General features: G+C 60.4%; 21 protein-coding genes. All 21 read right to left on the reverse strand.

The window, feature by feature from the left end; genetic code table 11:
• Window positions 1-6: 6 nt before the first annotated feature.
• The 21 genes from nuoM to AC1RP7_RS12985 all read right to left on the reverse strand — a co-directional run bounded on the left by nuoM (window position 7) and on the right by AC1RP7_RS12985 (window position 24,910).
• Complete coding sequence (gene nuoM / locus AC1RP7_RS12885; protein WP_057714153.1) at window positions 7-1,539, reverse strand: NADH-quinone oxidoreductase subunit M; 1,533 nt, start codon at window positions 1,537-1,539, stop codon at window positions 7-9.
• 39 nt (window positions 1,540-1,578) lie between these two features.
• Window positions 1,579-3,432 (reverse strand): NADH-quinone oxidoreductase subunit L, encoded by a 1,854-nt coding sequence (gene nuoL / locus AC1RP7_RS12890; protein ID WP_090456622.1) that lies wholly within the window; start codon window positions 3,430-3,432, stop codon window positions 1,579-1,581.
• Window positions 3,429-3,737, reverse strand: coding sequence for an NADH-quinone oxidoreductase subunit NuoK (gene nuoK / locus AC1RP7_RS12895; RefSeq protein ID WP_007946416.1), 309 nt, complete (start codon window positions 3,735-3,737; stop codon window positions 3,429-3,431). Before nuoK ends, nuoL begins: the two co-directional genes overlap by 4 nt.
• 2 nt (window positions 3,738-3,739) lie before the next feature.
• Window positions 3,740-4,243, reverse strand: coding sequence for an NADH-quinone oxidoreductase subunit J (nuoJ, locus tag AC1RP7_RS12900; RefSeq protein WP_053161453.1), 504 nt, complete (start codon window positions 4,241-4,243; stop codon window positions 3,740-3,742).
• A 9-nt stretch (window positions 4,244-4,252) separates the two neighbouring features.
• Window positions 4,253-4,798, reverse strand: a complete 546-nt coding sequence (gene nuoI, locus AC1RP7_RS12905) for an NADH-quinone oxidoreductase subunit NuoI (RefSeq protein ID WP_191622226.1) — start codon at window positions 4,796-4,798, stop codon at window positions 4,253-4,255.
• Between the two features lie 12 nt (window positions 4,799-4,810).
• Window positions 4,811-5,818: an NADH-quinone oxidoreductase subunit NuoH gene (gene nuoH, locus AC1RP7_RS12910; RefSeq protein WP_090456620.1), complete on the reverse strand. Its 1,008-nt coding sequence runs from the start codon at window positions 5,816-5,818 to the stop codon at window positions 4,811-4,813.
• Window positions 5,815-8,529 (reverse strand): NADH-quinone oxidoreductase subunit NuoG, encoded by a 2,715-nt coding sequence (gene nuoG / locus AC1RP7_RS12915; protein WP_218496202.1) that lies wholly within the window; start codon window positions 8,527-8,529, stop codon window positions 5,815-5,817. Before nuoG ends, nuoH begins: the two co-directional genes overlap by 4 nt.
• Before the next feature lie 136 nt (window positions 8,530-8,665).
• The gene (gene nuoF, locus AC1RP7_RS12920) at window positions 8,666-10,021 is read right to left on the reverse strand and encodes an NADH-quinone oxidoreductase subunit NuoF (RefSeq protein ID WP_057714158.1); all 1,356 of its coding nucleotides are present in this window, start codon (window positions 10,019-10,021) and stop codon (window positions 8,666-8,668) included.
• On the reverse strand, window positions 10,018-10,515 hold the full coding sequence (gene nuoE / locus AC1RP7_RS12925) for an NADH-quinone oxidoreductase subunit NuoE (protein WP_008020715.1): 498 nt from the start codon (window positions 10,513-10,515) through the stop codon (window positions 10,018-10,020). The genes nuoF and nuoE overlap by 4 nt, the downstream gene beginning before the upstream one ends.
• Window positions 10,516-10,517: 2 nt before the next feature.
• Window positions 10,518-12,302, reverse strand: coding sequence for an NADH-quinone oxidoreductase subunit C/D (nuoC, locus tag AC1RP7_RS12930; RefSeq protein WP_057714159.1), 1,785 nt, complete (start codon window positions 12,300-12,302; stop codon window positions 10,518-10,520).
• 72 nt (window positions 12,303-12,374) lie between these two features.
• Entirely contained in the window at window positions 12,375-13,049 is a 675-nt protein-coding gene (locus AC1RP7_RS12935) for a NuoB/complex I 20 kDa subunit family protein (protein WP_046037844.1), read from the reverse strand.
• 10 nt (window positions 13,050-13,059) lie between these two features.
• Complete coding sequence (locus tag AC1RP7_RS12940; protein ID WP_003223812.1) at window positions 13,060-13,473, reverse strand: NADH-quinone oxidoreductase subunit A; 414 nt, start codon at window positions 13,471-13,473, stop codon at window positions 13,060-13,062.
• Window positions 13,474-14,117: 644 nt separating this feature from the next.
• On the reverse strand, window positions 14,118-15,443 hold the full coding sequence (gene aceA, locus AC1RP7_RS12945; protein WP_034146910.1) for an isocitrate lyase: 1,326 nt from the start codon (window positions 15,441-15,443) through the stop codon (window positions 14,118-14,120).
• Between the two features lie 473 nt (window positions 15,444-15,916).
• Window positions 15,917-16,678 carry a secretin N-terminal domain-containing protein gene (locus AC1RP7_RS12950; protein WP_150812618.1) on the reverse strand — a complete coding sequence of 254 codons (762 nt, stop codon included), beginning with the start codon at window positions 16,676-16,678 and terminating at the stop codon, window positions 15,917-15,919.
• Between the two features lie 361 nt (window positions 16,679-17,039).
• Window positions 17,040-17,465 carry a GNAT family N-acetyltransferase gene (locus AC1RP7_RS12955; RefSeq protein WP_057714161.1) on the reverse strand — a complete coding sequence of 142 codons (426 nt, stop codon included), beginning with the start codon at window positions 17,463-17,465 and terminating at the stop codon, window positions 17,040-17,042.
• Window positions 17,458-18,627 (reverse strand): ribosomal protein uL16 3-hydroxylase, encoded by a 1,170-nt coding sequence (locus AC1RP7_RS12960; RefSeq protein ID WP_057714162.1) that lies wholly within the window; start codon window positions 18,625-18,627, stop codon window positions 17,458-17,460. The genes AC1RP7_RS12955 and AC1RP7_RS12960 overlap by 8 nt, the downstream gene beginning before the upstream one ends.
• Window positions 18,628-18,714: 87 nt before the next feature.
• Window positions 18,715-20,085: an adenylosuccinate lyase gene (gene purB / locus AC1RP7_RS12965; RefSeq protein WP_007972090.1), complete on the reverse strand. Its 1,371-nt coding sequence runs from the start codon at window positions 20,083-20,085 to the stop codon at window positions 18,715-18,717.
• A 124-nt stretch (window positions 20,086-20,209) separates the two neighbouring features.
• The gene (gene hflD / locus AC1RP7_RS12970) at window positions 20,210-20,833 is read right to left on the reverse strand and encodes a high frequency lysogenization protein HflD (RefSeq protein ID WP_057714163.1); all 624 of its coding nucleotides are present in this window, start codon (window positions 20,831-20,833) and stop codon (window positions 20,210-20,212) included.
• The gene (mnmA, locus tag AC1RP7_RS12975; protein WP_150812620.1) at window positions 20,830-21,963 is read right to left on the reverse strand and encodes a tRNA 2-thiouridine(34) synthase MnmA; all 1,134 of its coding nucleotides are present in this window, start codon (window positions 21,961-21,963) and stop codon (window positions 20,830-20,832) included. The genes hflD and mnmA overlap by 4 nt, the downstream gene beginning before the upstream one ends.
• 59 nt (window positions 21,964-22,022) lie before the next feature.
• A complete protein-coding gene (locus tag AC1RP7_RS12980) occupies window positions 22,023-22,469 on the reverse strand; it encodes an NUDIX hydrolase (protein ID WP_057714165.1) in 447 nt (148 codons plus the stop codon).
• A 215-nt stretch (window positions 22,470-22,684) separates the two neighbouring features.
• Window positions 22,685-24,910 (reverse strand): NADP-dependent isocitrate dehydrogenase, encoded by a 2,226-nt coding sequence (locus AC1RP7_RS12985; RefSeq protein ID WP_090456611.1) that lies wholly within the window; start codon window positions 24,908-24,910, stop codon window positions 22,685-22,687.
• Window positions 24,911-25,104: the final 194 nt, after the last annotated feature.

A 25,104-nucleotide genomic window follows, 5' to 3' on the forward strand; every position in this document is an offset into this window, starting at 1 on the left:
GCGCTCTTACCGGGCCGAAGCGAGTTGAGTGAAGGCGGTGCCGAGCCATTGCTGCACGCCATGCATCGTAGCGGCAGAGGTATCGAGGAACGGTTGTGGATAGACGCCGATGTAAATCAGCAGCGCTGCCAGACCGGCCACCATGATCAGTTCGCGACCATCCATGCCATGCAGTACCGCGTCCGATTTGGCCGGGCCGAAGTAGGCACGATGGATCATGATCAGCGAGTAGACCGAACCGAACACCAGGCCGGACGTCGCGATGATGGTGACCCATGGAGCGATCGGGAAGGTGCCGATCAGGATCAGGAACTCACCGACGAAGTTACCGGTACCCGGCAAGCCCAGGGACGCCGCGGCGAAGAACAGGCTGAGGGCCGGCAGGTAAGCAATCTTCGACCACAGGCCACCCATTTCACGCATGTCGCGGGTGTGGGTGCGTTCGTACAGCTGGCCACTCAGGATAAAGAGTGCCGCTGCCGACAGACCGTGCGCCAGCATCTGCATCACCGCGCCCTGCAGCGCCAGTTGGCTGCCGGAGTAGATGCCGATCAGAACGAAGCCCATGTGGGAAACGGACGAGAAGGCAATCAGACGCTTGATGTCGGTTTGCGCGAACGCCAGGAACGCACCGTAGAAAATCCCGATCAGACCCAGGGTCATGGCGAACGGCGCGAACTCGGCCGACGCATTCGGGAACAGCGGCAGGGCGAAACGCAGCAGGCCGTAGGCAGCGGTTTTCAGCAAGATACCGGCGAGGTCGACGGAACCTGCAGTCGGCGCCTGGGCGTGAGCGTCAGGCAACCAGGAGTGGAACGGCACGACTGGCAGCTTCACCGCGAAGGCGATGAAGAAGCCGAGCATCAGGATGTACTCGGTGGTCGTCGACATCTTGGTTTTCAACAGGTCGGCGTAGTTGAAGGTAATCACGCCGGTGTCGTTGAAGTTGACCAGTACCAGACCCAGGATCGCCACCAGCATGATCAGGCCGGAAGCCTGAGTGAAGATGAAGAACTTGGTCGCCGCGTAGATCCGGGTTTTCTTGCCGTCCGAAGAACTGTGACCCCAGAGCGCGATGAGGAAGTACATCGGCACCAGCATCATTTCCCAGAAGAAGAAGAACATGAACAGGTCGAGGGCGAGGAACACACCGACGACACCGCCCAGGATCCACATCAGGTTCAGGTGGAAGAAGCCCACGTGACGCTGGATCTCTTTCCACGAGCAGAGTACCGAGAGGACACCCAGCAGACCGGTCAGCATGATCATCAACAGCGACAGGCCGTCGAGGGCCAGGTGCACGTTGATGCCGAAGCGCTGGATCCAGACGTGCTTGAACTCAAGCGCCCAGGTCGGGTCGGCGCCAGGCGCCGGGGCAAATGAATAATCACCGTTGGCCCACAGCCAGAGGCCGAGGGAGAGCAACAGGGACATGGTGATCAGCGCAATCCAGCGGGGGAGGGTGGCGCCGAAGCGCTCACCCATCCAGCACAGCAGGCCGCCGATGAAGGGGATCAGGATTAGCCAAGGCAGAATCATGACGGGCTCAATTCCTTTCGCAAGTTCGCAAGGTTCATATCAGACCGCTACCAGCACGACGGCGCCGATAACCAGCACGGCACCAGCAGCCATCGAGGCGGCATACCAACGCAGTTGACCGGTCTCGGTACGGCTCAGGGCGGTGTGACCGCCTTTGGCCATGCGCGGGATCAGACCGATGGTCTGGTCCAGCGGGTCTTTGCGCAGGATGTGGATGATCGCCAGGTACGGCTTGACGAACAGTTTGTCGTAGATCCAGTCGAAGCCCCAGGCAGCGAACCACCAGGCCGAGAGGAAACGGCCGATGCCGCTGTTGGCGATGGCGGTGACGAAGCGACGCTTGCCGAGGAACAGCAATGCGGCCAGCAGGATACCGGCCAGGGCGATGGCGCCCGAGGCGATTTCCAGGCTGTGCTTGGCTTCGCCGCCGGCATGGCCGACGCTTTGCGGCAGTACGCCGTGCAGCGGTGGAACGATCATCGCGCCGACGAAGGTCGACAGTACGATCAGCACCGACAGTGGCAACCAGTGAGCGATGCCGTGACCGGCGTGGGCTTCGGTCTTCGCTTCACCGTGGAACGCGATGAAGATCAGGCGGAAGGTGTACAACGAAGTCATGAATGCGCCGACCAGACCTGCGTAGAGCAGACCGTTGTTGCCGCTGGCAAACGCTTCCCAGAGGATTTCGTCCTTGGAGTAGAAGCCTGCGGTTACCAGTGGCAGGGCCGCCAGGGCCGCGCCGCCGACGATGAAACTGGCGTAGGCCAGTGGCAGCTTTTTCCACAGACCGCCCATCTTGAAGATGTCCTGCTCGTGGTGGCAGGCAACGATCACCGCACCGGAGGCAAGGAACAACAGGGCCTTGAAGAAGGCGTGGGTCATCAGGTGGAAGATCGCGCCATCCCAGGCACCGACGCCCAGGGCCAGGAACATGTAGCCGATCTGGCTCATGGTCGAGTAGGCGAGGATACGCTTGATATCGGTCTGAACCAGGGCTGCGAAGCCGGCCAGAACCAGGGTCACGCCACCGACGATGCCGACCAGGTGCAGGATTTCCGGCGCCAGGGTGAACAGGCCGTGGGTACGGGCGATCAGGTAGACACCAGCGGTCACCATGGTTGCGGCGTGGATCAGTGCCGAAACCGGGGTAGGACCGGCCATCGCATCCGCCAGCCAGGTTTGCAGCGGCAGTTGCGCGGATTTACCGACAGCACCACCGAGCAGCATCAGGGTGGCCATGACCATCCAGAAGTCGCCGGACTGGAATTTCTGCGGAGCCAGCACCAGCAGTTCCTGAACGTTCAGCGTGCCCAGTTGGGCAAACAGAATGAACAGGCCGATGGCCATGAACACGTCACCGATACGGGTCACGATAAAGGCCTTGAGTGCCGCGTTACCGTTGTTGCGGTTGCTGTAGTAGAAACCGATCAACAGGTAGGAGCACAGGCCCACGCCTTCCCAGCCGAAGTACAGGAACAACAGGTTATCGCCCAGCACCAGGAACAGCATGCTGGCGATAAACAGGTTGGTGTAGGCGAAGAAGCGCGAGTAACCGGCTTCACCGCGCATGTACCAGGACGCGAACAGGTGGATCAGGAAGCCGACGCCAACCACCACACCGAGCATGGTCAGCGACAGGCCGTCCAGGTACAGGGCGAAGTTCGGCGTGAAGCCTTCCACCGCCATCCACTGCCACAACACCTGGGTGTAGTGACCGCCTTCAGGTGGTGCGACATTGAATTGCCAGATCACGTAAGCCGCGACGATGGCGGACAAGCCGACGGAACCGACGCCGATCAGCGCCGAAAGGTTTTCCGAGAGACGGCCGCGAGAAAACGCCAGCAGCAGGAAACCGATGAGAGGGAACAGGAAAGTCAGATAGAGAAGATTCATCCGCGCATCTCACTGGCAGCGTCGATATCGAGCGTGTGGAAGCGGCGATACAGTTGCAGCAGGATCGCCAGGCCGATACTGGCCTCGGCGGCTGCCAGGCTGATCACCAGGATGAACATGATCTGTCCATCCGGCTGCGCCCAGCGGCTACCGGCAACGATGAACGCCAACGCGGAGGCATTCATCATGACCTCCAGGCTCATCAGCACGAAAAGGATGTTGCGGCGGACCATCAGGCCGACCAGACCGAGGCAGAACAGGATGCCGGCGACCGCCAGACCATGCTCCATGGGGATAGCAGGCATCGTCATTGCTCCTTGGCTTCGTTGCGGCCCAAGTGGAACGCCGTGACAGCTGCGGCGAGCAGCAGCATCGAGGCGAGTTCGACCACCAGCAGGTACGGACCGAACAGGCTGATGCCCACGGCCTTGGCGTCTACGGTGGTATGGCCGATGGCTTCACCGGTCTGGTGGGAGAACAGCACGTACAGCAGTTCCACCAGCAGCAGCGCGGCGAGGAGGACCGGGCCGCCCCAGATACCGGGCTTGAGCCAGACGCGCTCTTGCTGAACCGAGGCCGGGCCAAGGTTCAGCATCATCACCACGAACACGAACAGCACCATGATGGCGCCAGCGTAGGCGATCACTTCCAGGACGCCGGCGAACGGCGCGCCGAGGGCGAAGAAGGTCATCGCCACGGCAATCAGCGAAATGATCAGGTAGAGCAGGGCGTGCACAGGGTTGGTGTTGGTGATCACGCGAAGCGTGGACACCACAGCGATACCCGATGCGAAATAGAAAGCGAATTCCATCTTTCTTCCTTAAGGCAGCAAGCTCTTCACGTTGATCGGCTGGGCTTCGTTCTGCGCGGAGCCTTTCGGCTTCCCGGCAATCGCCATACCTGCAACACGATAGAAGTTGTAATCAGGGTTTTTGCCGGGGCCGGAGATCAGCAGATCTTCTTTCTCGTAAACCAGGTCCTGACGTTTGAACTCGGCCATTTCGAAATCCGGTGTCAGCTGGATCGCGGTGGTCGGGCAGGCTTCCTCGCAGAGGCCGCAAAAAATGCAGCGCGAGAAGTTGATGCGGAAGAAGTCCGGGTACCAGCGACCGTCTTCGGTTTCAGCTTTCTGCAGCGAGATGCAACCGACCGGGCACGCCACGGCGCACAGGTTACAGGCTACACAACGCTCTTCGCCGTCGGGGTCGCGGGTCAGGACGATACGACCACGGTAGCGCGGCGGCAGGTAGACCGGTTCTTCCGGGTACTGCAGCGTGTCGCGCTTGCGGAAGGCGTGGCCGAAAATCATCACCAGGCTGCGAAGCTGGGTGAAGAAGCCATGCACGATGTCAAATATGTACTTCATGATTCTCTATCCTCACTGAGCCGCGACGGCGGGCGTGTTGAGCAACACGATCGCAGCGGTCACCAGCATGTTGACGAGGGTCAGCGGCAGGCAGAACTTCCAGCTGAAATCCATCACCTGGTCATACCGTGGGCGCGGAATCGAAGCGCGCAACAGGATGAACATCATGATGAAGAACGCGGTTTTCAGTGCGAACCAGATGAACGGGATCTGCGGCAGGATGCCGAACGGACCGTGCCAGCCACCGAAGAACAAGGTCACCAGCAGCGCCGAGATCAGCACGATGCCGATGTACTCGCCGACGAAGAACATGCCCCATTTCATGCCGGCGTATTCAATGTGGTAACCGTCTGCCAGTTCCTGTTCCGCTTCCGGCTGGTCGAACGGGTGACGGTGAGTCACGGCCACGCCAGCGATGAAGAAGGTCAGGAAGCCGAAGATCTGCGGAATGATGAACCACAGGTTCTGCGCTTGATATTCAACGATGTCGCGCATGTTGAACGAGCCGACCTGGATCACGATGCCCATCAGCGACAGGCCCATGAACACTTCGTACGACACGGTCTGCGCCGAGGCGCGCAAGCTGCCCAGCAGGGCGAACTTGTTGTTGCTCGACCAGCCGGCGAACAGCACCGCGTAGACCGACAGGCCAGCCATGGCGAAGAAGAACAGGATACCGATGTTGATGTCCGCCACGCCCCAGGTCGGGGTGATCGGGATGATCGCGAAGGCAATCAGCAGGGCGCTCATGGCGACTACCGGTGCCAGGGTGAAGATCATCTTGTCGGCGAATGGAGGCGTCCAGTCTTCCTTGAAGAACATCTTGATCATGTCGGCGGCGATCTGGAACGCGCCGAACGGACCGACGCGGTTCGGACCGTAACGGTCCTGCCAGAGGGCGAGCAGACGACGCTCGACCCAACTCAGCAGGGCACCGCAAACCACCACGGCGAGCAGAATCACCACGGCCTTGAGGACCGTGATGATGATGTCGATCACTTCAGGAGTGAACCAGGTCATTGAGCTGCCTCCTGCAGACCGTCAACGGATTTGCCAAAGATCGCTGGCGGAATGCCGGCGATGCCCGCAGGCAGTGCCACCAGACCGGCGCCCAGCTCTTCGTTGATGCGCAGCGGCAGACGCAAGGTCTGACCAGCGACATTCAAGCTCAGCATCGCGCCGTCATTGACACCCAGGCGGTCGGCTTCGGACTTGGCCAGCGACACGTAGGCGGCCGGGATGCGTTCCTGAACCGGAGCGGCTTTCGAAGAGTTCTCTTCGCTGCCGAACAGGTGGAAGAACGGCACGACTTGCCAGGTGCCTTGTGCCGGGTTGAACGCGCGCGGAACACTGGCGAACCAGTTCAGCGAGTCACCGCTGCTTTCGATCAGGCGGGTGCCCGGGTCGCCAGCGCGGATGTGACCACCGACTTCGTCCTGGAACTTGTTCCAGGCCTGCGGCGAGTTCCAACCCGGAGACCAGGCGAATGGCACTTGCTGACGCGGTTCGACCGAGCCCGAGTAACCTTCCATCGAGAAGTTGAACGCGGTGTCGTTGTCTTGCGGGGCACGCGGTTCGTGCACGTTGATGTCAGCGCGCATGGCGGTACGACCGGAGTAACGCAGCGGTTCGCGGGCCAGTTTCATGCCCTTGATGCGGAACGCGGCGGACGGTGCGGCATCGACGATGCGATTCAGGATCGAAGTGCTGGAAGCGACGGCGGCGGTGGCGTGGTCCAGTTGGGTCCAGTCGATCGGCTGGTTCAGCAGGGTCGCGCGCAGGGCATGCAGCCAGCGCCAGCCTTCGTGAACCAGGATGCTCGCGTCCATGTACTTCGGATCGAAGACCTGGAAGAAGCGCTGGGCGCGGCCTTCCTGGCTGACCAGGGTGCCGTCGCCTTCAGCGAAGCTGGCGGCTGGCAGAACCAGGTGCGCGCGATCGCTGGTGGCAGTCTTCTGATGGTCGGCGACGATCAGCACTTTGGCGGCGGTCAGGGCGGCATCGACCTTGGCCTTGTCGGTACGGGTATACAGATCGTTTTCGAGCACGACGATGGCGTCGGCACGGCCATCGATCACGGCTTGCAGCGCGGCGTCGACCGATTCGCCACCGAGCATGGCCAGGCCGAGGCTGTTGGCCTCTGGCACGATCAGGCTGATGGAACCGTTCTTCTCGCGCAGCTTCAACGCTTTGGCGATGTTCGCAGCAGCTTCGATCAACGCCTTGGAACCCAACGAGGTACCGGCAATGATCAATGGACGCTTGGCAGCGAGCAGGGCGTCGGCAATGCGCTTGGCCAGTTCGAGTGCTTCAGCATCCAGGCCTTCAACGGCTGGAGCGCTGGCGTCGAGGGCGTGAGCCACGGCGAAACCGATGCGGGCCAGGTCGTCTGGAGCAGCGTGAACGCATTCTTCAGCGATGTCGTCGAGCTTGGTTTCAGCCAGGCTGGCGATGAACAGCGGGTTCAGCGCGTGCTGGCCGATGTTTTTCACCGCGGCGTCGAGCCAAGGCTGGACACGCATGGCGTCGGCCATGTCTTCGGCCTTGCCCTTGACCGATTGACGCAGGGACAGCGCCATGCGCGCAGCAGTCTGGGTCAGGTCTTCACCGAGGACGAACACGGCGTCGTGGTCTTCGATGTCGCGCATGTTCGGTACTGGCAGCGGGCTGTCTTTGAGCACTTGCAGGACCAGGCGGATACGCTCCAGCTCGGCAGCTTCGATACCGGAGTAGAAGTGCTCGGCACCGACCAGTTCGCGCAACGCGTAGTTGCTTTCGAGGCTGGCGCGGGGCGAACCGATACCGACGATGTTGCGACCGCGCAGCAGGTCCGCGGCTTTATCCAGCGCTTCGTCGAGGCTCAGCTTGGTGCCGCCCGCCAACTGCGGCTGGCGTGGGCGGTCTTCGCGGTTGACGTAGCCATAGCCGAAACGGCCACGGTCGCACAGGAAGTACTGGTTCACCGAACCGTTGAAACGGTTTTCGATACGACGCAGTTCGCCGTAACGCTCGCCCGGGGAGATGTTGCAACCGCTGGAGCAGCCATGGCAGATGCTCGGCGAGAACTGCATGTCCCACTTGCGGTTGTAGCGCTCGGAGTGAGTCTTGTCGGTGAACACACCGGTCGGGCAGACCTCGGTGAGGTTGCCGGAGAACTCGCTTTCCAGGGTGCCGTCTTCAACGCGACCGAAGTACACGTTGTCGTGGGCGCCAAACACACCGAGATCGGTGCCGCCGGCGTAGTCCTTATAGAAGCGCACGCAGCGGTAGCAGGCGATGCAGCGGTTCATTTCATGGGAAATGAACGGGCCCAGTTGCTGGTTCTGGTGGGTACGCTTGGTGAAGCGGTAACGGCGCTCGTTGTGGCCGGTCATTACCGTCATGTCTTGCAGGTGGCAGTGACCGCCTTCTTCACAGACCGGGCAGTCGTGAGGGTGGTTGGTCATCAGCCATTCGACAACACTGGCGCGGAAGGCCTTGGATTCTTCATCTTCGATGGAGATCCAGGTGTTGTCGGTGGCAGGGGTCATGCAGGACATCACGATACGACCACGGGTGTCGTTCTCGTCGGTGTACTGCTTGACCGCGCACTGGCGGCAAGCGCCAACGCTGCCGAGGGCAGGGTGCCAGCAGAAATACGGAATATCGAGGCCCAGAGACAGACATGCCTGTAACAGGTTGTCTGCCCCATCGACTTCGAGCGCTTTGCCGTCTACGTGGATAGTGGCCATGGTTCAAAGTTCTTCGTTGGCCCGGTGTCAGCGGGCGTGGCTAATGGAATCTTGTTATCCGCGTGAATCAACACAGCCGTTAAAGGCGTCATCACACGAAAAGCGAAGGGCACGGACCCTTCGCTTTTTTAAGCGTTTACGCGCCGACTACGATCGGCCTTGCCAGAGGCGGGACGGCGGCGCTGACTGGCGCGATACCGGCTTCGAACTCATGGCGGAAGTATTTGATTGCGCTGCCCAACGGCTCCACGGCGCCCGGTGCGTGAGCACAGAAGGTCTTGCCTGGGCCGAGGAAACCGACCAGACCCAGCAGGGTCTCGATGTCGCCTGGCTGGCCTTCACCGTTCTCGATGGCCATCAGGAGCTTGACGCTCCATGGCAAGCCATCGCGGCAAGGGGTGCAGAAGCCGCAGGATTCGCGGGCGAAGAACTGCTCCATGTTGCGCAGCAGGGACACCATGTTGACGCTGTCGTCCACCGCCATGGCCAGGCCGGTACCCATGCGGGTGCCCACTTTGGCGATGCCGCCGGCGTACATTTGTGCGTCCAGGTGTTCCGGCAACAGGAAACCGGTACCGGCGCCGCCAGGCTGCCAGGCCTTGAGCTTGTAACCGTCGCGCATGCCGCCGGCGTAGTCTTCGAACAGCTCGCGACCGGTGACGCCGAACGGCAGTTCCCACAGGCCCGGGTTCTTGACCTTGCCGGAGAAGCCCATGAGCTTGGTGCCCATGTCTTCGCTGCCTTCGCGAGCCAACGATTTGTACCAGTCCACGCCGTCGGCAATGATCGCCGGCACGTTGCACAGGGTTTCGACGTTATTCACGCAAGTCGGCTTGCCCCACACGCCAACGGCGGCAGGGAAGGGCGGCTTGGAGCGCGGGTTGGCGCGACGGCCTTCGAGGGAGTTGATCAGTGCGGTTTCTTCACCGCAGATATAACGCCCGGCGCCGGTGTGAACGAACAGCTCGAAATCAAAACCCGAACCCAGGATGTTCTTGCCCAGCAGGCCGGCTGCCTTGGCTTCTTCCACGGCACGGTTCAAGTGCTTGGCGGCGGTGGTGTATTCGCCACGCAGGAAGATGTAGCCACGGTAGGTTTTCAGTGCGCGGGCACTGATCAGCATGCCTTCGATCAGCAGATGGGGCAGTTGCTCCATCAGCATGCGGTCTTTCCAGGTGTTGGGCTCCATTTCATCCGCGTTGCACAGCAGGTAGCGGATGTTGATGGATTCGTCCTTTGGCATCAGGCCCCACTTCACGCCAGTGGGGAAGCCTGCACCGCCGCGGCCTTTGAGGCCGGAGTCTTTCACGGTCTGGACGATGTCGTCCTGGGCCATGTCGGCGAAGGCCTTGCGCGCAGCGGCGTAACCGTTCTTGGCCTGGTACTCGTCGAGCCATACGGCTTCGCCGTCGTCACGCAGACGCCAGGTCAGCGGGTGAGTCTCGGCCGAACGCTTGATGCGGTTGGCCGGACCGAAGGAAGTCAGGGTCATACGTAGCCCTCGAGCAATTTGGCAACGCCTGCAGGCTGCACATCACCGAACGTGTCGTCGTCGATCATCAACGCCGGCGCCTTGTCGCAGTTGCCGAGGCAGCAGACCGGCAGCAGGGTGAAACGACCGTCGGCGGTGGTCTGACCCAGGCCGATGCCGAGCTTGCTCTGGATTTCGCTGACCACGGACTCGTGGCCGCCGATGTAGCAGACCATGCTGTCGCAGACGCGGATGATGTGACGGCCCACTGGCTGACGGAAGATCTGGCTATAGAACGTCGCCACGCCTTCAACGTCGCTGGCCGGGATGCCGAGGATCTCGCCGATGGCGTACAGGGCGCCGTCCGGCACCCAGCCACGTTCCTTCTGGACGATCTTCAGGGCTTCGATCGACGCCGCGCGCGGGTCTTCGTAGTGATGCAGCTCGTGCTCGATGGCCGAGCGCTCGGTTTCACTCAACGTGAAACGGTCTGTCTGGATAAGCGTGCTGTTCATGCTTAGCGGTCCACGTCGGCCATAACGAAATCGATACTACCCAGGTACGCAATCAAGTCCGCGACCATGCTGCCTTTGATCACCGAAGGGATCTGCTGCAAGTGCGGGAAGCTTGGGGTACGAATCCGGGTGCGGTAGCTCATGGTGCCGCCATCGCTCGTCAGGTAATAACTGTTGATGCCCTTGGTCGCTTCGATCATCTGGAAGGATTCGTTGGCCGGCATGACCGGACCCCACGAAACCTGCAGGAAGTGCGTGATCAAGGTTTCGATGTGCTGCAGGGTGCGCTCTTTCGGCGGCGGCGTGGTCAGCGGGTGATCCGCCTTGTACGGGCCTTCCGGCATGTTGCGCAGGCACTGGTCGATGATCCTGATGCTCTGGCGCATCTCCTCGACACGCACGATGCAGCGGTCGTAGGCATCGCCATTGGCGGCCAGCGGCACTTCGAATTCGAAGTTCTCGTAGCCCGAGTACGGGCGTGCTTTACGCAAGTCGAAATCGCAACCGGTCGAACGCAGGCCGGCACCGGTGACGCCCCATTCCAGGGCCTCTTTGGTGTTGTAGTCGGCGACACCGATGGTGCGGCCACGCAGGATGCTGTTGTCCAATGCGGCTTTCTGGTATTCGTCCAGACGCTTTGGCATCCACTCGACGAAATCCTTGACCAGTTTTTCCCAACCACGCGGCAGGTCGTGGGCGACGCCACCGATGCGGTACCAGGCCGGGTGCAGGCGGAAACCGGTGATGGCTTCGATCACGGTGTAGGCGCGCTGACGGTCGGTGAACGTGAAGAACACCGGGGTCATGGCGCCGACGTCCTGGATGTAGGTACCCAGGAACAGCAGGTGGCTGGTGATCCGGAAGAACTCGGCCATCATGATGCGGATGACGTCGACCTTCTCCGGCACCTTGATGCCGGCCAGCTTCTCGACCGAAAGCACGTACGGCAGGTTGTTCATCACGCCGCCGAGGTAGTCGATACGGTCGGTGTACGGGATGAAGCTGTGCCAGGACTGACGCTCGGCCATCTTCTCGGCACCACGGTGGTGGTAACCGACGTCCGGTACGCAGTCTACGATCTCTTCACCGTCCAGCTGCAGGATGATGCGGAACGCACCGTGCGCGGACGGGTGGTTCGGGCCGAGGTTGAGGAACATGTAGTCCTCGTTCGGGCCGGAACGCTTCATGCCCCAGTCTTCCGGCTTGAAGCGCGCGGACTCTTCCTCGAGCTGTTGCTTGGCCAGGTTCAGGGTGAACGGGTCGAACTCGGTGGCACGGGCCGGAAAGTCCTTGCGCAGCGGGTGACCTTCCCAGGTCGGCGGCATCATGATGCGCGACAGGTGAGGGTGACCTTTGAAGTCGATGCCGAACATGTCCCAGACTTCACGCTCGTACCAGTTGGCGTTCGGCCAGATGCTGGTGACGGTCGGCAAGCTGAGGTCGCCCTCGGACAAGGCAACCTTGATCATTACGTCACTATTACGTTCGATCGACATCAAGTGATAGAACACGGAGAAGTCGACGCCGTTCGGCAGCCCTTGACGCTTGGTGCGCAGACGTTCGTCCACGCCGTGCAGGTCATAGAGCATGACGTACGGCTTGGGCAGGTTACGCAGGAAGGTCAGGACTTCGACGAGTTTGGCGCGGGCAACCCAAAGCACCGGCATGCCGGTGCGGGTCGGCTGGGCGGTGAACGCCTCCGGGCCAAAACGGTTGTTCAGTTCGACGACCACATCCTGGTCGTCTGCCTTGTAAGGCGGGATGTACAGAGCACTGCCTGTAGTCATGGTTATTTATCGCTTTCGGTCAACGTAAAGAATGAAGCCAGGTTCTCGTTCTATTTAAGAAGCAGATCTGGATCAGACTTCGTCGGGGCTGCGCAGGTTGGTGACTGCGATTCGCTGTTCGCGGCGCTTTTCCTTCTCGGAAGGCATCTCGGCGCGATAGACGCCTTGATCACCAACGACCCAGGAAAGCGGGCGACGCTCCTGTCCAATCGACTCCTGCAACAGCATCAAGCCTTGCAGGAAAGCCTCAGGGCGGGGCGGGCAGCCAGGCACGTAGACGTCCACGGGCAGGAACTTGTCCACCCCTTGAACGACGGAGTAGATGTCGTACATGCCACCGGAGTTGGCGCACGAACCCATGGAGATGACCCATTTAGGCTCGAGCATTTGCTCGTAGAGACGCTGAATGATCGGCGCCATCTTGATGAAGCAGGTACCGGCGATAACCATGAAATCCGCCTGACGCGGTGATGCCCGGATAACCTCGGCGCCAAAGCGCGCGATGTCGTGGGGCGCCGTGAAGGCGGTGGTCATTTCCACGTAGCAGCACGAAAGACCGAAGTTATACGGCCACAGGGAGTTCTTGCGCCCCCAGTTGATCGTGCCGTTAAGCACGTCTTCGAGCTTGCCCATGAAAATGTTTTTGTGGACTTGATCTTCTAACGGATCGGAAACGGTTTCCCGCTGGCCAATCGGATACTGCTCGTTAGGAGCATCGGGGTCGATCCTGGTGAGATTGTATTGCATTGCCAAAGCCTCATTGTTTCAGCTTCGCTTGCCGCTTGCGCCGAGCTTCCGGAGCCCAGTCAAGGGCGCCCACTCGGAATAGGTAGACAAGGCCTGCCAACAGAATTGCTATGAAAACGAGAGCTTCGACGAATCCGGTCCAGCCGCTTTCGCGGACGGACACAGACCATGCAAAGAGAAAGAGGGCTTCGATATCGAAGATCACGAACAACATCGCGACCAGATAGAATTTGGCTGAGAGCCGCAAGCGGGCGCCACCTGTAGGTAGCATGCCGGACTCGAACGGTTCGTTTTTGCTGCGGCCCCAGGCTTTTGACCCAAGGAGGCTGGAGACGCCCAGCATGAAGGCACAGAGGCCGACGACGCCTAGAAGGAAAATGGCAAAGCCCCAGTTGTGGGCCATGAGTCCTGTCGCTTCGGGCATGCTGGTAATCCTTAACAGAGAGCAAAGGTCTCTGAGCTTGAAAAGAAACAAAAGCAGTGACGATATGTCGCAGCAATCAATCCCGCTGATTTTATGGCTAAACACCCGGCAAGTAAAATTCCTATAGCGAAATTATTTATAGGAATAAGGACATAGCGCGCTTCAAAAGCCCCGCAGGCCTTGCGCCTTGGGCATTAGCCGGCATTTCGTCAATTATGTTTTGTAGGGAATGTAACGAACATAGTTGGCGCTAAATGATAATCAATATTGTTTGGCTTGGTTTTTAAACTGCTTATCCTTCGGATACTCCGGAAGTTGTCTTATATGGGCGTTACAGCAAGTAGCGGCGGAGAGCGTTTTAGCGGATTTTTCTGACGGTCGTAGCGCTCTGGATCAATGTTTTTCCAGGTCACCACCATCCCCTGTAGGAGCGAGCCTGCTCGCGATGGTGGTCAACGATGACGCTGGGGGCCTGAAACCCAGCGGCGTCCTCAGGTTCATCGCGAGCAGGCTCGCTCCTACAGAGGGGCGCTCATTGAATCGCAGGCAAAAAAACGCCCCGAACCAGTCGGGGCGTCAGAGGTGCAGCGCTGCGGTTAGCTTTCTATTCGGTCCGCAGCGGCTGATGTCTCAGGCGAAGCAGATCAGTGGAACTGTTCTTCTTCAGTCGAACCGGTCAGTGCGGTTACCGAGGACGAGCCACCCTGGATCACGGTGGTCATGTCGTCGAAGTAGCCGGTGCCCACTTCCTGCTGGTGCGCCACGAAGGTGTAACCCTTGGAAGCGTCAGCGAATTCCTGCTCTTGCAGCTTCACGTAGGCAGTCATGTCGTTGCGGGCGTAGTCGTGCGCCAGGTTGAACATGCTGTGCCACATGTTGTGAATGCCGGCCAGGGTGATGAACTGGTGCTTGTAACCCATGGCGGACAGTTCGCGCTGGAACTTGGCGATGGTCGCGTCGTCCAGGTTTTTCTTCCAGTTGAAGGAAGGCGAGCAGTTGTACGACAGCAGTTGGTCCGGGTATTCCTTCTTGATCGCTTCAGCGAAGCGACGAGCCTCGTCCAGATCCGGCTTGGCGGTTTCGCACCAGATCAGGTCGGCGTACGGAGCGTAGGCCAGGCCACGGGCGATGGCTTGGTCCAGGCCGGCGCGCACTTTGTAGAAACCTTCCTGGGTGCGTTCGCCAGTCACGAATGGCTGGTCGTACGGGTCGCAGTCGGACGTCAGCAGGTCAGCGGCGTTAGCGTCGGTACGGGCCAGGATGATGGTCGGAGTACCGGCAACGTCAGCAGCCAGGCGGGCAGCGGTCAGCTTCTGTACGGCTTCCTGGGTAGGAACCAGTACCTTGCCGCCCATGTGGCCGCATTTTTTCACGGAAGCCAGCTGGTCTTCGAAGTGAACGCCGGCGGCGCCTGCTTCGATCATGCTCTTCATCAGCTCGTAAGCGTTCAGTACGCCACCGAAACCGGCTTCGGCGTCAGCCACGATTGGCGCGAAGTAGTCGATGTAGCCGTCGTCGCCCGGGTTCTTGCCGGCTTTCCACTGGATCTGGTCGGCACGACGGAACGAGTTGTTGATGCGCTTGACCACGGTTGGAACCGAGTCCACCGGGTACAGCGACTGGTCCGGGTACATCGATTCGGCGGAGTTGTTGTCCGCAGCCACTTGCCAGCCAGACAGGTAGATCGCCTGGATGCCGGCCTTGACTTGTTGTACAGCCTGGCCGCCGGTCAGGGCGCCCATGCAGTTGACGAAATCTTTCTCAGGACGGAAGGCTGGCTTGGCACCCTGGGTCACCAGGTTCCACAGCTTCTCGGCGCCCATTTTTGCAAAGGTGTGCTCAGGTTGAACCGAGCCACGCAGGCGGACGACGTCAGCAGCGGAGTAAGTGCGTGTCACGCCTTTCCAGCGCGGGTTTTCAGCCCAGTCTTTTTCGAGGGCTGCAATTTGCTGTTCGCGTGTCAGTGCCATGGGAGATAAACCTCGTCGCGTCTTTATGAAAAGTTGTTCTGCGGTGGAAAATTCCTGCGCTCGCTGACCAGAAGCTTAAGCGGTCAAGTCGGATTCGGCGGGGAGGGCGACGGGATGAACGATCGGCTCGAGGGGAAGTGAGCAGGTAAAGGCGAACTGCGGGCGCATTCGGGCGTCGTGGGCCTTGGTGCGAACATCAGTGTGGTGCCGGGTTACCTATTACGCTTCCGTCCCTCGGGACAACTTCGTTCCAGTCGACAACCTCGTCAAACACACCTTGTGGGCGGTACAGACACGAAGCGGTTCGCGGGGTAGGTGCGAACATCGCCTCGAAGGCCCTTGCCAGGGCCTCTGATTAGCGGGAGCGAGGCCATCATGCCTTCGCTTTTTTGGCTCGTCAAACGTTTTGTAGTGCTTTTTTTTAGGCACTACATCTTTGGTCTAATACGACTCGTCAGTCAGTTTTTGGTGCTTTAGTCCAAGGTGTCGACTTTCACCCGCAAAGTCATGTCGTTGCGGCTCTGGGTCGAGTAGCTGCGGGTCAGGCCCTGTTTGTCGGCCTGGGTCTGGCCGTTGACCCCGGCCAGCAGGATCCACTCACCGAGGTGGCCGGTGACGGTTGTGTCGGTGCTTTGTACGTTCACTACATCGGGACGTTCCTGGCTCATGCGGTCACGGTTGGTACTGATCGACAGATGAACGATGTCGCCGGTGACGTTTGCGGTGACGTAGAAGCCCTGAGTGACGTTGCGGTATTCGGTCTGGCTGCGCAGGTCGCCGTAGGAATCGGTCTGCGAACTGGTCAGCGGCACGCTCTGGCCGACCTGGATCAGCGCCGGTGTGCCTTCGCTGGCCTGCACCTGCTGAATGCCGCCGTCACGACTGTCGGTGGTGTAGTTGATGATGCGGGTCTGGCTTGGCTTGGCGCCGTTCACCGAATAACCCTGGTCACCCTGGAAGTTGTTGTCGCTGGTATCGACGGTGATCAGCAGGCGCTTGGGTGCGGTGTCGAGTTGGGAGAGAAGGGCTTTAAGTTCGTCGATCTTGCGTTGATCCGCGTTGACGATCAATTGATTACCGTAGGCGCTGACCTGTCCGTCCTTGCCGACGAAATCCTGCGCCACCGGCAGCAGGTCGGCACTGGTGTGGTATTTGAGGGGGATGATTTCTGTGGCAGCCAGCACCGAAAAACTGCAGCCGAGCAGTAGGGTGGTGAGCAGGGTGCGTAGGGACATGTCCGTTATCTCCGCGTTCTAAAGGCTTGATATTGCCACTTTGTCGGCCCGGGGTTTGTGGGAGCGAGCTTGCTCGCGATGGGCGTGAACGATAATGCTGGAGGTCTGACACCCCGCGGCGTTCTCAAGACCATCGCGAGCAGGCTCGCTCCTACAGTTTGTCGGCCCGGGGTGGGGTAAGTTGAATCGTAGACAGCAAAACGCCCCGGTATCTGGAGATGGCGGGGCGTTTTGTGGTGTTTCGTCGGGCCTCATCGCGAGCAAGCTCGCTCCCACAGGGATCGATGGTGTTGCTGAAATCTTCAGCAACTCACAAATCCAATGTGGGAGCGAGCTTGCTCGCGATGGCGGCACCTGGGCCTTATGCCGAATGGCGAACCATGTCCACGTGCGGAATCCCGGCTTCCAGGAACTCCTCACTGACCATGTGAAAGCCCAGCCGCTCATAGAACGCCGTGGCTTGTACCTGGGCGCTGAGCATCTGCTGCTTCAGCCCGCGTTCTTCGGCTTCACCAATCACTGCGTGCATCAGCGCATCGCCGACTTTCAGGCCGCGCCAGTCCTTGAGTACCGATACCCGGCCGACGTGACCGTCAGGCAGCAGGCGGGCGGTGCCAATCGGAAAGTCGCCTTCGAGGGCGAGGAAATGCACGGCCGTTACATCGTCGGCATCCCATTCCAGCTCGGGCGGAACGGATTGCTCGGCGACGAACACCGTCTCACGAATGCGCCGGATCTCGGCGTTGTCCTTCTGCCAGTCTGCGACACGTACGTGAATCTTATTCATCGGCAAACCCCAGGCTTCCTTGCTTGACCAGTTCGCACAGCAGCCCGCGACCGTCTTCGTCGCTCAGCCAGTCGCCAAGGTTGTCGGCGTGCAGCGCGTCGGCGGCGCAGATCATCTTCAACAATTCGCGGAGTTTGCCCGGCAGGTAACGGCTCTGGCCGCTGGCGAACAGCAGCAGGTCGTCATCGACTTCAGACCACGCCAGGCGTGCGCTCGGGTTGCGAATCAGGATCGCGCCTTGTTCCAGGGCGGACATGAAGTCCTCTTCTTCGACGTCTTCCGGGCCCACCACCAGTTCCGGGTAGCGTGGCTCGGTCATGAACTGGCCGAACCAGGTCAGCAGCAGGCGCTCGTCGCTCATGTGCTCGGCCAGCAGGCCTTTGAGGCGGTCGAGTGCGTCGCGCTGGATCTGGTGAGGGTCGGCGGCCGGCAAGGCGTCGGCGTCGGTGTAGCGTTCTTCGTCCGACAGGAACTGGCTGAGGAAGTCGGTGAAGTGGGTCAGCACTTCAGCGGCGCTCGGTGCGCGGAAGCCGACCGAGTAGGTCATGCATTCATCAACGGCAACGCCGCAATGGGCCAGGCGCGGTGGCAGGTAGAGCATGTCGCCCGGTTCCAGCACCCATTCATCGGTGGCTTCGAATTCGGAGAGGATGCGCAGGTCGGCGTGGGCCAGCATCGGGCTCTCGGTGTTGCACATCTGGCCGATCTTCCAGTTGCGCTTGCCGTGGCCTTGCAGCAGGAACACGTCGTAGTTGTCGAAGTGCGGACCAACGCTGCCACCCGGTGCGGCGTAGCTGATCATCACGTCGTCGATGCGCCAGCTCGGCAGAAAGCGGAAGTTTTCCAGCAGTTCGCTGACTTCCGGGACGAACTGATCCACGGCTTGAACCAGCAGGGTCCAGTCAGTTTCAGGCAGCTTGCTGAATTCATCTTCGGCGAACGGGCCGCGACGCAGTTCCCACGGGCGCTCGCCATTCTCGATGATCAGTCGCGATTCGACTTCTTCTTCCAGCGCCAGGCCGGCCAGTTCGTCGGCGTCGATCGGGCTTTCGAAATCAGGAATGGCCTGACGGATCAGCAGCGGCTTTTTCTGCCAGTAGTCGCGCAGGAATTCCCGTGCCGTGATGCCGCCCAGAAGTTGAAGAGGAATATCAGGATTCATGTGTAACCTATTGAAAAAATGCACTTTTCAGACGGGAATAAAAACGCCCGGCGCGGCCGGGCGTCTTATAAAGGGTCTAGCGGTCGATCAGATGCGTTTGGCTTGTTCTACAGCGTTGCCGATGTAGTTCGCCGGGGTGAGCAATTTCAGCTCGGCCTTGGCGGCGGCTGGCATGTCCAGGCCGTCGATGAAAGTCTGCAGCGCTTCCGGGCTGATGCCCTTGCCGCGGGTCAGTTCTTTCAGCTTTTCGTACGGGTTTTCGATGTTGTAGCGACGCATCACGGTCTGGATCGGCTCGGCCAATACTTCCCAGCAGGCGTCCAGGTCAGCGGCAATCTTCTGCTCGTTGAGCTCAAGCTTGCTGATGCCCTTGAGGCTGGCTTCGTACGCGATCACGCTGTGGGCGAAGCCGACACCGAGGTTGCGCAGTACGGTGGAGTCGGTCAGGTCGCGCTGCCAGCGGGAGATCGGCAGTTTGCTCGCCAGGTGCTGGAACAGTGCGTTGGCGATACCCAGGTTGCCTTCGGAGTTTTCGAAGTCGATCGGGTTGACCTTGTGCGGCATGGTCGACGAACCGATTTCGCCAGCGATGGTGCGCTGTTTGAAATAACCCAGGGAGATGTAGCCCCAGATGTCGCGGTCGAAGTCGATCAGGATGGTGTTGAAGCGGGCAATCGCGTCGAACAGCTCGGCAATGTAGTCGTGCGGTTCGATCTGCGTGGTGTACGGGTTGAAGCCCAGGCCCAGCTCGTCTTCGATGAAGGCGCGGGCGTTGGCTTCCCAGTCGATCTCAGGGTAGGCCGACAGGTGGGCGTTGTAGTTGCCGACAGCGCCGTTGATCTTACCCAGCAGCGGAACGGCAGCGACTTGAGCGATCTGGCGCTCCAGGCGGTAAACCACGTTCGCCAGCTCTTTGCCCAGGGTGGTCGGCGAGGCCGGCTGACCGTGGGTGCGCGACAGCATCGGCACGTCGGCGAAACGGATGGCCAGTTCGCGGATGGCGTTGGCAGTCTGGCGCATCAGCGGCAGCATCACGTCATCACGGCCTTCGCGCAGCATCAGGGCGTGGGACAGGTTGTTGATGTCCTCGCTGGTGCAGGCAAAGTGGATGAATTCACTGACCTTGGCCAGCTCCGGCAGCTTGGCCGCTTGCTCTTTGAGCAGGTACTCGATGGCCTTGACGTCGTGGTTGGTGGTGCGCTCGATCTCTTTGACGCGCTCGGCGTGCTCCAGAGAGAAGTTTTCCGCCAGGGTGTTGAGCACAGCGTTGGCTTCGGCGGAGAACGCCGGCACTTCACTGATGGCAGGGTGAGCGGCCAGGCGCTGGAGCCAGCGCACTTCAACCAGAACGCGGGCACGGATCAGGCCGTACTCGCTGAAAATTGGGCGCAGGGCCTGGGTTTTGCCGGCGTAGCGGCCGTCAACAGGGGAAACCGCAGTGAGCGAAGAAAGCTGCATGGGGTGTTCTCGGACAGTCGGGCAACGAAATGGGGCGCGTATCATACATGAAAAAATCCGCCGGTCCGTCGCCAACTGACCGGCGTATTACGCGTATTGCTGAGTTCGGTTCTGTCGATGCGGGTTATTCGTTACGCATCAAGGGGTAAAGCTCTTTGAGCAATTTGCGGCGGCTGATCACCAGTTGCCAGCGATGACCGCCCAATTGCCGCCACAGGCGTGCCGAGCGAATGCCGGCCAGCAGCAGGGCGCGAATTTTCGAGGCGTTGCTCGGTTGTTGCAGGTTGCGCATGTCGCCGTGCACCTGAATGCGCTGGCGCAGTGTGCTCAGGGTGTCCTGATACAGCGCGCCGCAGGCGGCGATCACGTTTTCGTGGGCCGGGCCGAAGTGTTCGACCTGGGACTGAATCTGCGGCAGGCGTTTGCCGATCACGTCGAGCATGTCCCCACGTTTGGCCAACTGACGCTCAAGGCCGAGCATGGCCAGGGCATAACGCAGGGGCTCGCGCTGCAGGGCACTTGGGTCGCGTTCGAGGGCGCCGATCAGCGCGCGGTAGCCTTCGCGCAGGTTGATGTCGTCGCCACCATAGACTTCCAGCGTGTCTTTGGGATCGCGGATCAGCAGGCTGCCGAGCATGCAGCTCAGGCCGGCTTCGTTGGTCTGGCCGGTCTTGGCGATCCTGTCCACCAGCACCGCGGCGAGAAACACCCCGCCCAGTGCCGTCAGTTGCTCCTGAATCGGGTTCATAGGGCCTGGCCCTTGCTCGTCCACGGCTCAGCTACTTCAATCACGCCGCCGCCGAGGCAGATTTCACCGTCATAGAACACCACGGACTGGCCCGGAGTGACCGCGCGTTGCGGATCATCGAAGGTCGCGCGATATCCGGTGGCGGTTTTTTCCAGGGTGCAGGGCTGGTCGCTCTGGCGATAACGCACCTTGGCGGTCAGTTTGCGCGGCTCGGTCAAATCGATCGGGTTGACCCAATAGATGTCCGAGGCGAGCAGGGCGCGGGAGAACAAGTAAGGGTGATCATTGCCCTGGCCAACGATCAGTTCGTTGTGTTCCAGGTCTTTGATCAGCACATACCACGGCTCGTCACCGGCGTCTTTCAGGCCGCCGATGCCCAGACCCTGACGCTGGCCGATGGTGTGGTACATCAGGCCGTGGTGACGGCCGATGACTTCACCCTCGGTGGTCTTGATCTCGCCCGGTTGCGCCGGCAGGTATTGCTTGAGGAAGTCGCTGAAGCGGCGTTCGCCGATAAAGCAGATCCCGGTGGAATCCTTTTTCTTCGCGGTCGCCAGCTCGTACTTCTCGGCAATGGCGCGCACTTGCGGTTTTTCCAGCTCGCCGACCGGGAACAGGGTCTTGGCGATCTGTTCGCCACCGACGGCGTGCAGGAAGTAGCTCTGGTCCTTGTTCGGGTCCAGGCCCTTGAGCAGTTCGGTGCGACCATCGATGTCGCGGCGACGCACGTAGTGGCCGGTGGCGATCAGGTCGGCGCCAAGCATCATGGCGTAGTCGAGGAACGCCTTGAACTTGATTTCGCGGTTGCACAGGATGTCCGGGTTCGGCGTGCGTCCGGCCTTGTATTCGGCCAGGAAATGCTCGAACACGTTGTCCCAGTACTCGGCGGCGAAGTTGGCGGTGTGCAGCTTGATGCCAATCTTGTCGCACACGGCCTGGGCGTCCGCCAGGTCATCCATGGCGGTGCAGTATTCCGTTCCATCGTCTTCTTCCCAGTTCTTCATGAACAGGCCTTCCACCTCATAACCCTGCTCGATCAGCAGGAGGGCGGAAACGGAAGAGTCCACGCCGCCGGACATGCCGACAATGACGCGCTTCTTTTGTGTGTCAGAAGGGGCTGGATCACGCATAGGGATTCAATGAGTGTCTTGAAAAAGGACGCGATTCTAGCAGGCTCAGGCTCGCAAGGCTAAAGAGAAGGACGGATCAATTCGAGGCCGAAGTGTTGGCCTGCCAGATAGTCGTCGATGCAGCGGATGATCAGCTCGCTGCGCCAGTTGTCGCGCTGCTCGATTAATTCCTCACGGGTCAACCACTTGGCGCCGACGATGCCGTCATCCAGTTGATAATCCGCGTGGTGTTTCAGTGGTTTGGCGATGAAGCAGACCCGCTGGTAGGTCACGCCATTGCTCGGGGCGGTGTAGAGGTAAATGCCCAGTACGCCGGTTGGTTCGACGTCCCAACCGGTTTCCTCGAGGGTTTCGCGCACGGCGGCTTCGGTCAGGGTTTCGTTCGGGTCCAGATGGCCGGCGGGCTGATTGAGCACCACGCGTCCGTGCTTGAGTTCCTCGACCATCAGGAAGCGGCCGTTGTCTTCGACGATGGTGGCGACGGTGATGTGGGGTTTCCAGTCCATAAAACTTCCTCAGTTTTGAATGTTGAAACACTATCCCTGTGGGAGCGAGCTTGCTCGCGATGGCGGCGAGTCAGTCACCAGAGGTGTTGGATGATATACCGCTATCGCGAGCAAGCTCGCTCCCACAGGGGTTGTGTGTTTATTCGGTATTGTGTGAGGTCCGGAAAACACAAACCCCGGCACAGGGCCGGGGTTTGTGATGTTCCCTTACAACCTTAAACCAGCGCAGCAACAGCCGCGTTGAAGGTTGCGCTTGGGCGCATGGCCTTGCTGATCAGCTCGGCGTCGGCGTGGTAGTAACCGCCGATGTCCACTGGCTTGCCCTGAACGGCGTTGAGTTCGGCAACGATGGTCGCCTCGTTCTCGGTCAGGGTCTTGGCCAGGGTCGCGAACTGCGCTTGCAGTGCAGCGTCTTCGGTCTGGGCAGCCAGGGCCTGAGCCCAGTACAGCGCCAGATAGAAGTGGCTGCCGCGGTTGTCGATGTTGCCGACTTTGCGCGATGGCGACTTGTTGTTGTCCAGGAACTGGCCGGTGGCCTGGTCCAGGGTCTTGGCCAGAACCAGCGCCTTGGGGTTGTTGTAGGTCACGCCCAGGTGTTCCAGGGACGCGGCCAGGGCCAGGAATTCACCCAGCGAATCCCAGCGCAGGAAGTTTTCTTCCAGCAGTTGCTGAACGTGCTTCGGAGCCGAACCGCCGGCGCCGGTTTCGAACAGGCCACCGCCGTTCATCAGCGGCACGATCGACAGCATCTTGGCGCTGGTGCCCAGTTCCATGATCGGGAACAGGTCGGTCAGGTAGTCGCGCAGTACGTTGCCGGTTACCGAGATGGTGTCCTTGCCGGCGCGGGTGCGCTGCAGGGTGGACTTCATCGCGTCGACCGGGGCCATGATCTGGATGTCCAGGCCGGCAGTGTCGTGGTCCTTCAGGTAAGCCTGAACTTTCTCGATCACTACGCCGTCGTGGGCGCGCATCGGGTCCAGCCAGAAGATCGCCGGGGTGCTGCTGGCGCGAGCACGGTTGACGGCCAGTTTGACCCAGTCCTGGATCGGCGCGTCTTTGGTCTGGCACATGCGGAAGATGTCGCCGGCTTCAACAGCCTGTTCCATCAGCAGGTTGCCCTTGCTGTCGGTGACGCGAACAACACCGTCAGCCTTGATCTGGAAAGTCTTGTCGTGAGAGCCGTACTCTTCGGCTTTCTTCGCCATCAGGCCAACGTTCGGCACGCTGCCCATGGTGGTCGGATCGAACGCACCGTTGGCTTTGCAATCTTCGATCACGGCCTGGTAAATGGTGGCGTAGCAACGGTCCGGGATCACGGCTTTGGTGTCGTGCAACTGGCCGTCGGTGCCCCACATCTTGCCGGAGTCACGGATCATGGCCGGCATCGAGGCGTCGACGATCACGTCGCTCGGCACGTGCAGGTTGGTGATGCCTTTGTCGGAGTTGACCATCGCCAGGGAAGGGCGAACGGCGTAGACCGCCTGGATGTCAGCTTCGATCTGCGCTTGCTGCTCGGCAGGCAAAGCCTTGATGCGAGCGTACAGGTCGCCGATGCCGTTGTTCAGGTTGAAGCCGATCTGTGCCAGCACGTCAGCGTGCTTGGCCAGTGCGTCTTTATAGAACTCGGCAACGATCTGGCCGAACATGATCGGGTCGGAGACCTTCATCATGGTGGCTTTCAAGTGAACCGACAGCAGCACGCCTTGTGCCTTGGCGTCTTCGATTTCAGCCGCGATGAAGCTGCGCAGGGCGTTTTTGCTCAGTACCGCGCAATCGAGGATCTCACCGGCTTGTACGCTGGTCTTTTCTTTCAGGACGGTAGCGGTGCCGTCTTGGGCGATCAGTTCGATTTTCACGGCGTCAGCGGCGTCGATCAGGGCGGCTTTTTCGCTGCCGTAGAAATCGCCGGTGCTCATGTGCGCGATGTGGGACTTGGAGTCCTTGGCCCACGCGCCCATTTTGTGCGGGTGCTTGCGTGCGTAGTTCTTGACCGACAACGGCGCGCGGCGGTCGGAGTTGCCTTCGCGCAGGACCGGGTTCACGGCGCTGCCCTTGATCTTGTCGTAACGCGCCTTGGCTTCTTTGTCGGCGTCGCAGGTCACGGTTTCCGGGTAGTCCGGCAGTGCGTAGCCCTGGGCTTGCAGCTCTTTGATCGCGGCTTGCAGTTGCGGAACCGAGGCGCTGATGTTCGGCAATTTGATGATGTTGGCTTCAGGCGTAACGGCCAGGGCGCCCAGTTCGGCGAGGTGGTCGGCTACGGCTTTGTCACCCAGTTGCTCGGGGAAGCTGGCCAGGATGCGCCCTGCAAGAGAGATATCGCGGGTTTCAACGGCGATATCAGCCGAGGCGGTGAACGCCTCTACGATAGGCAACAGTGAATAGGTGGCGAGGGCAGGAGCTTCGTCGGTGAAGGTATAGATGATCTTCGAGCGGGTGGGCATATTCGGATTAACTCTCTCTTCTTTGCTAAAGCGTGCGCAGAAACTCGAGGGCGCCGGGTAAGCGCGTTCGTTCAAAGTCATCCATGAGCCGAATATCGAGGTTTCGTTGCTGTGATGTTGGGTGCATCAGTAGGGCGTCAAGTAGCCGGACTGCGATAACAGGCCGGCTTGCCGGGCGGAAAGTCTCATCGTAG

It is taken from the genome of Pseudomonas sp. GW822-FHT01E03 (assembly GCF_058802985.1).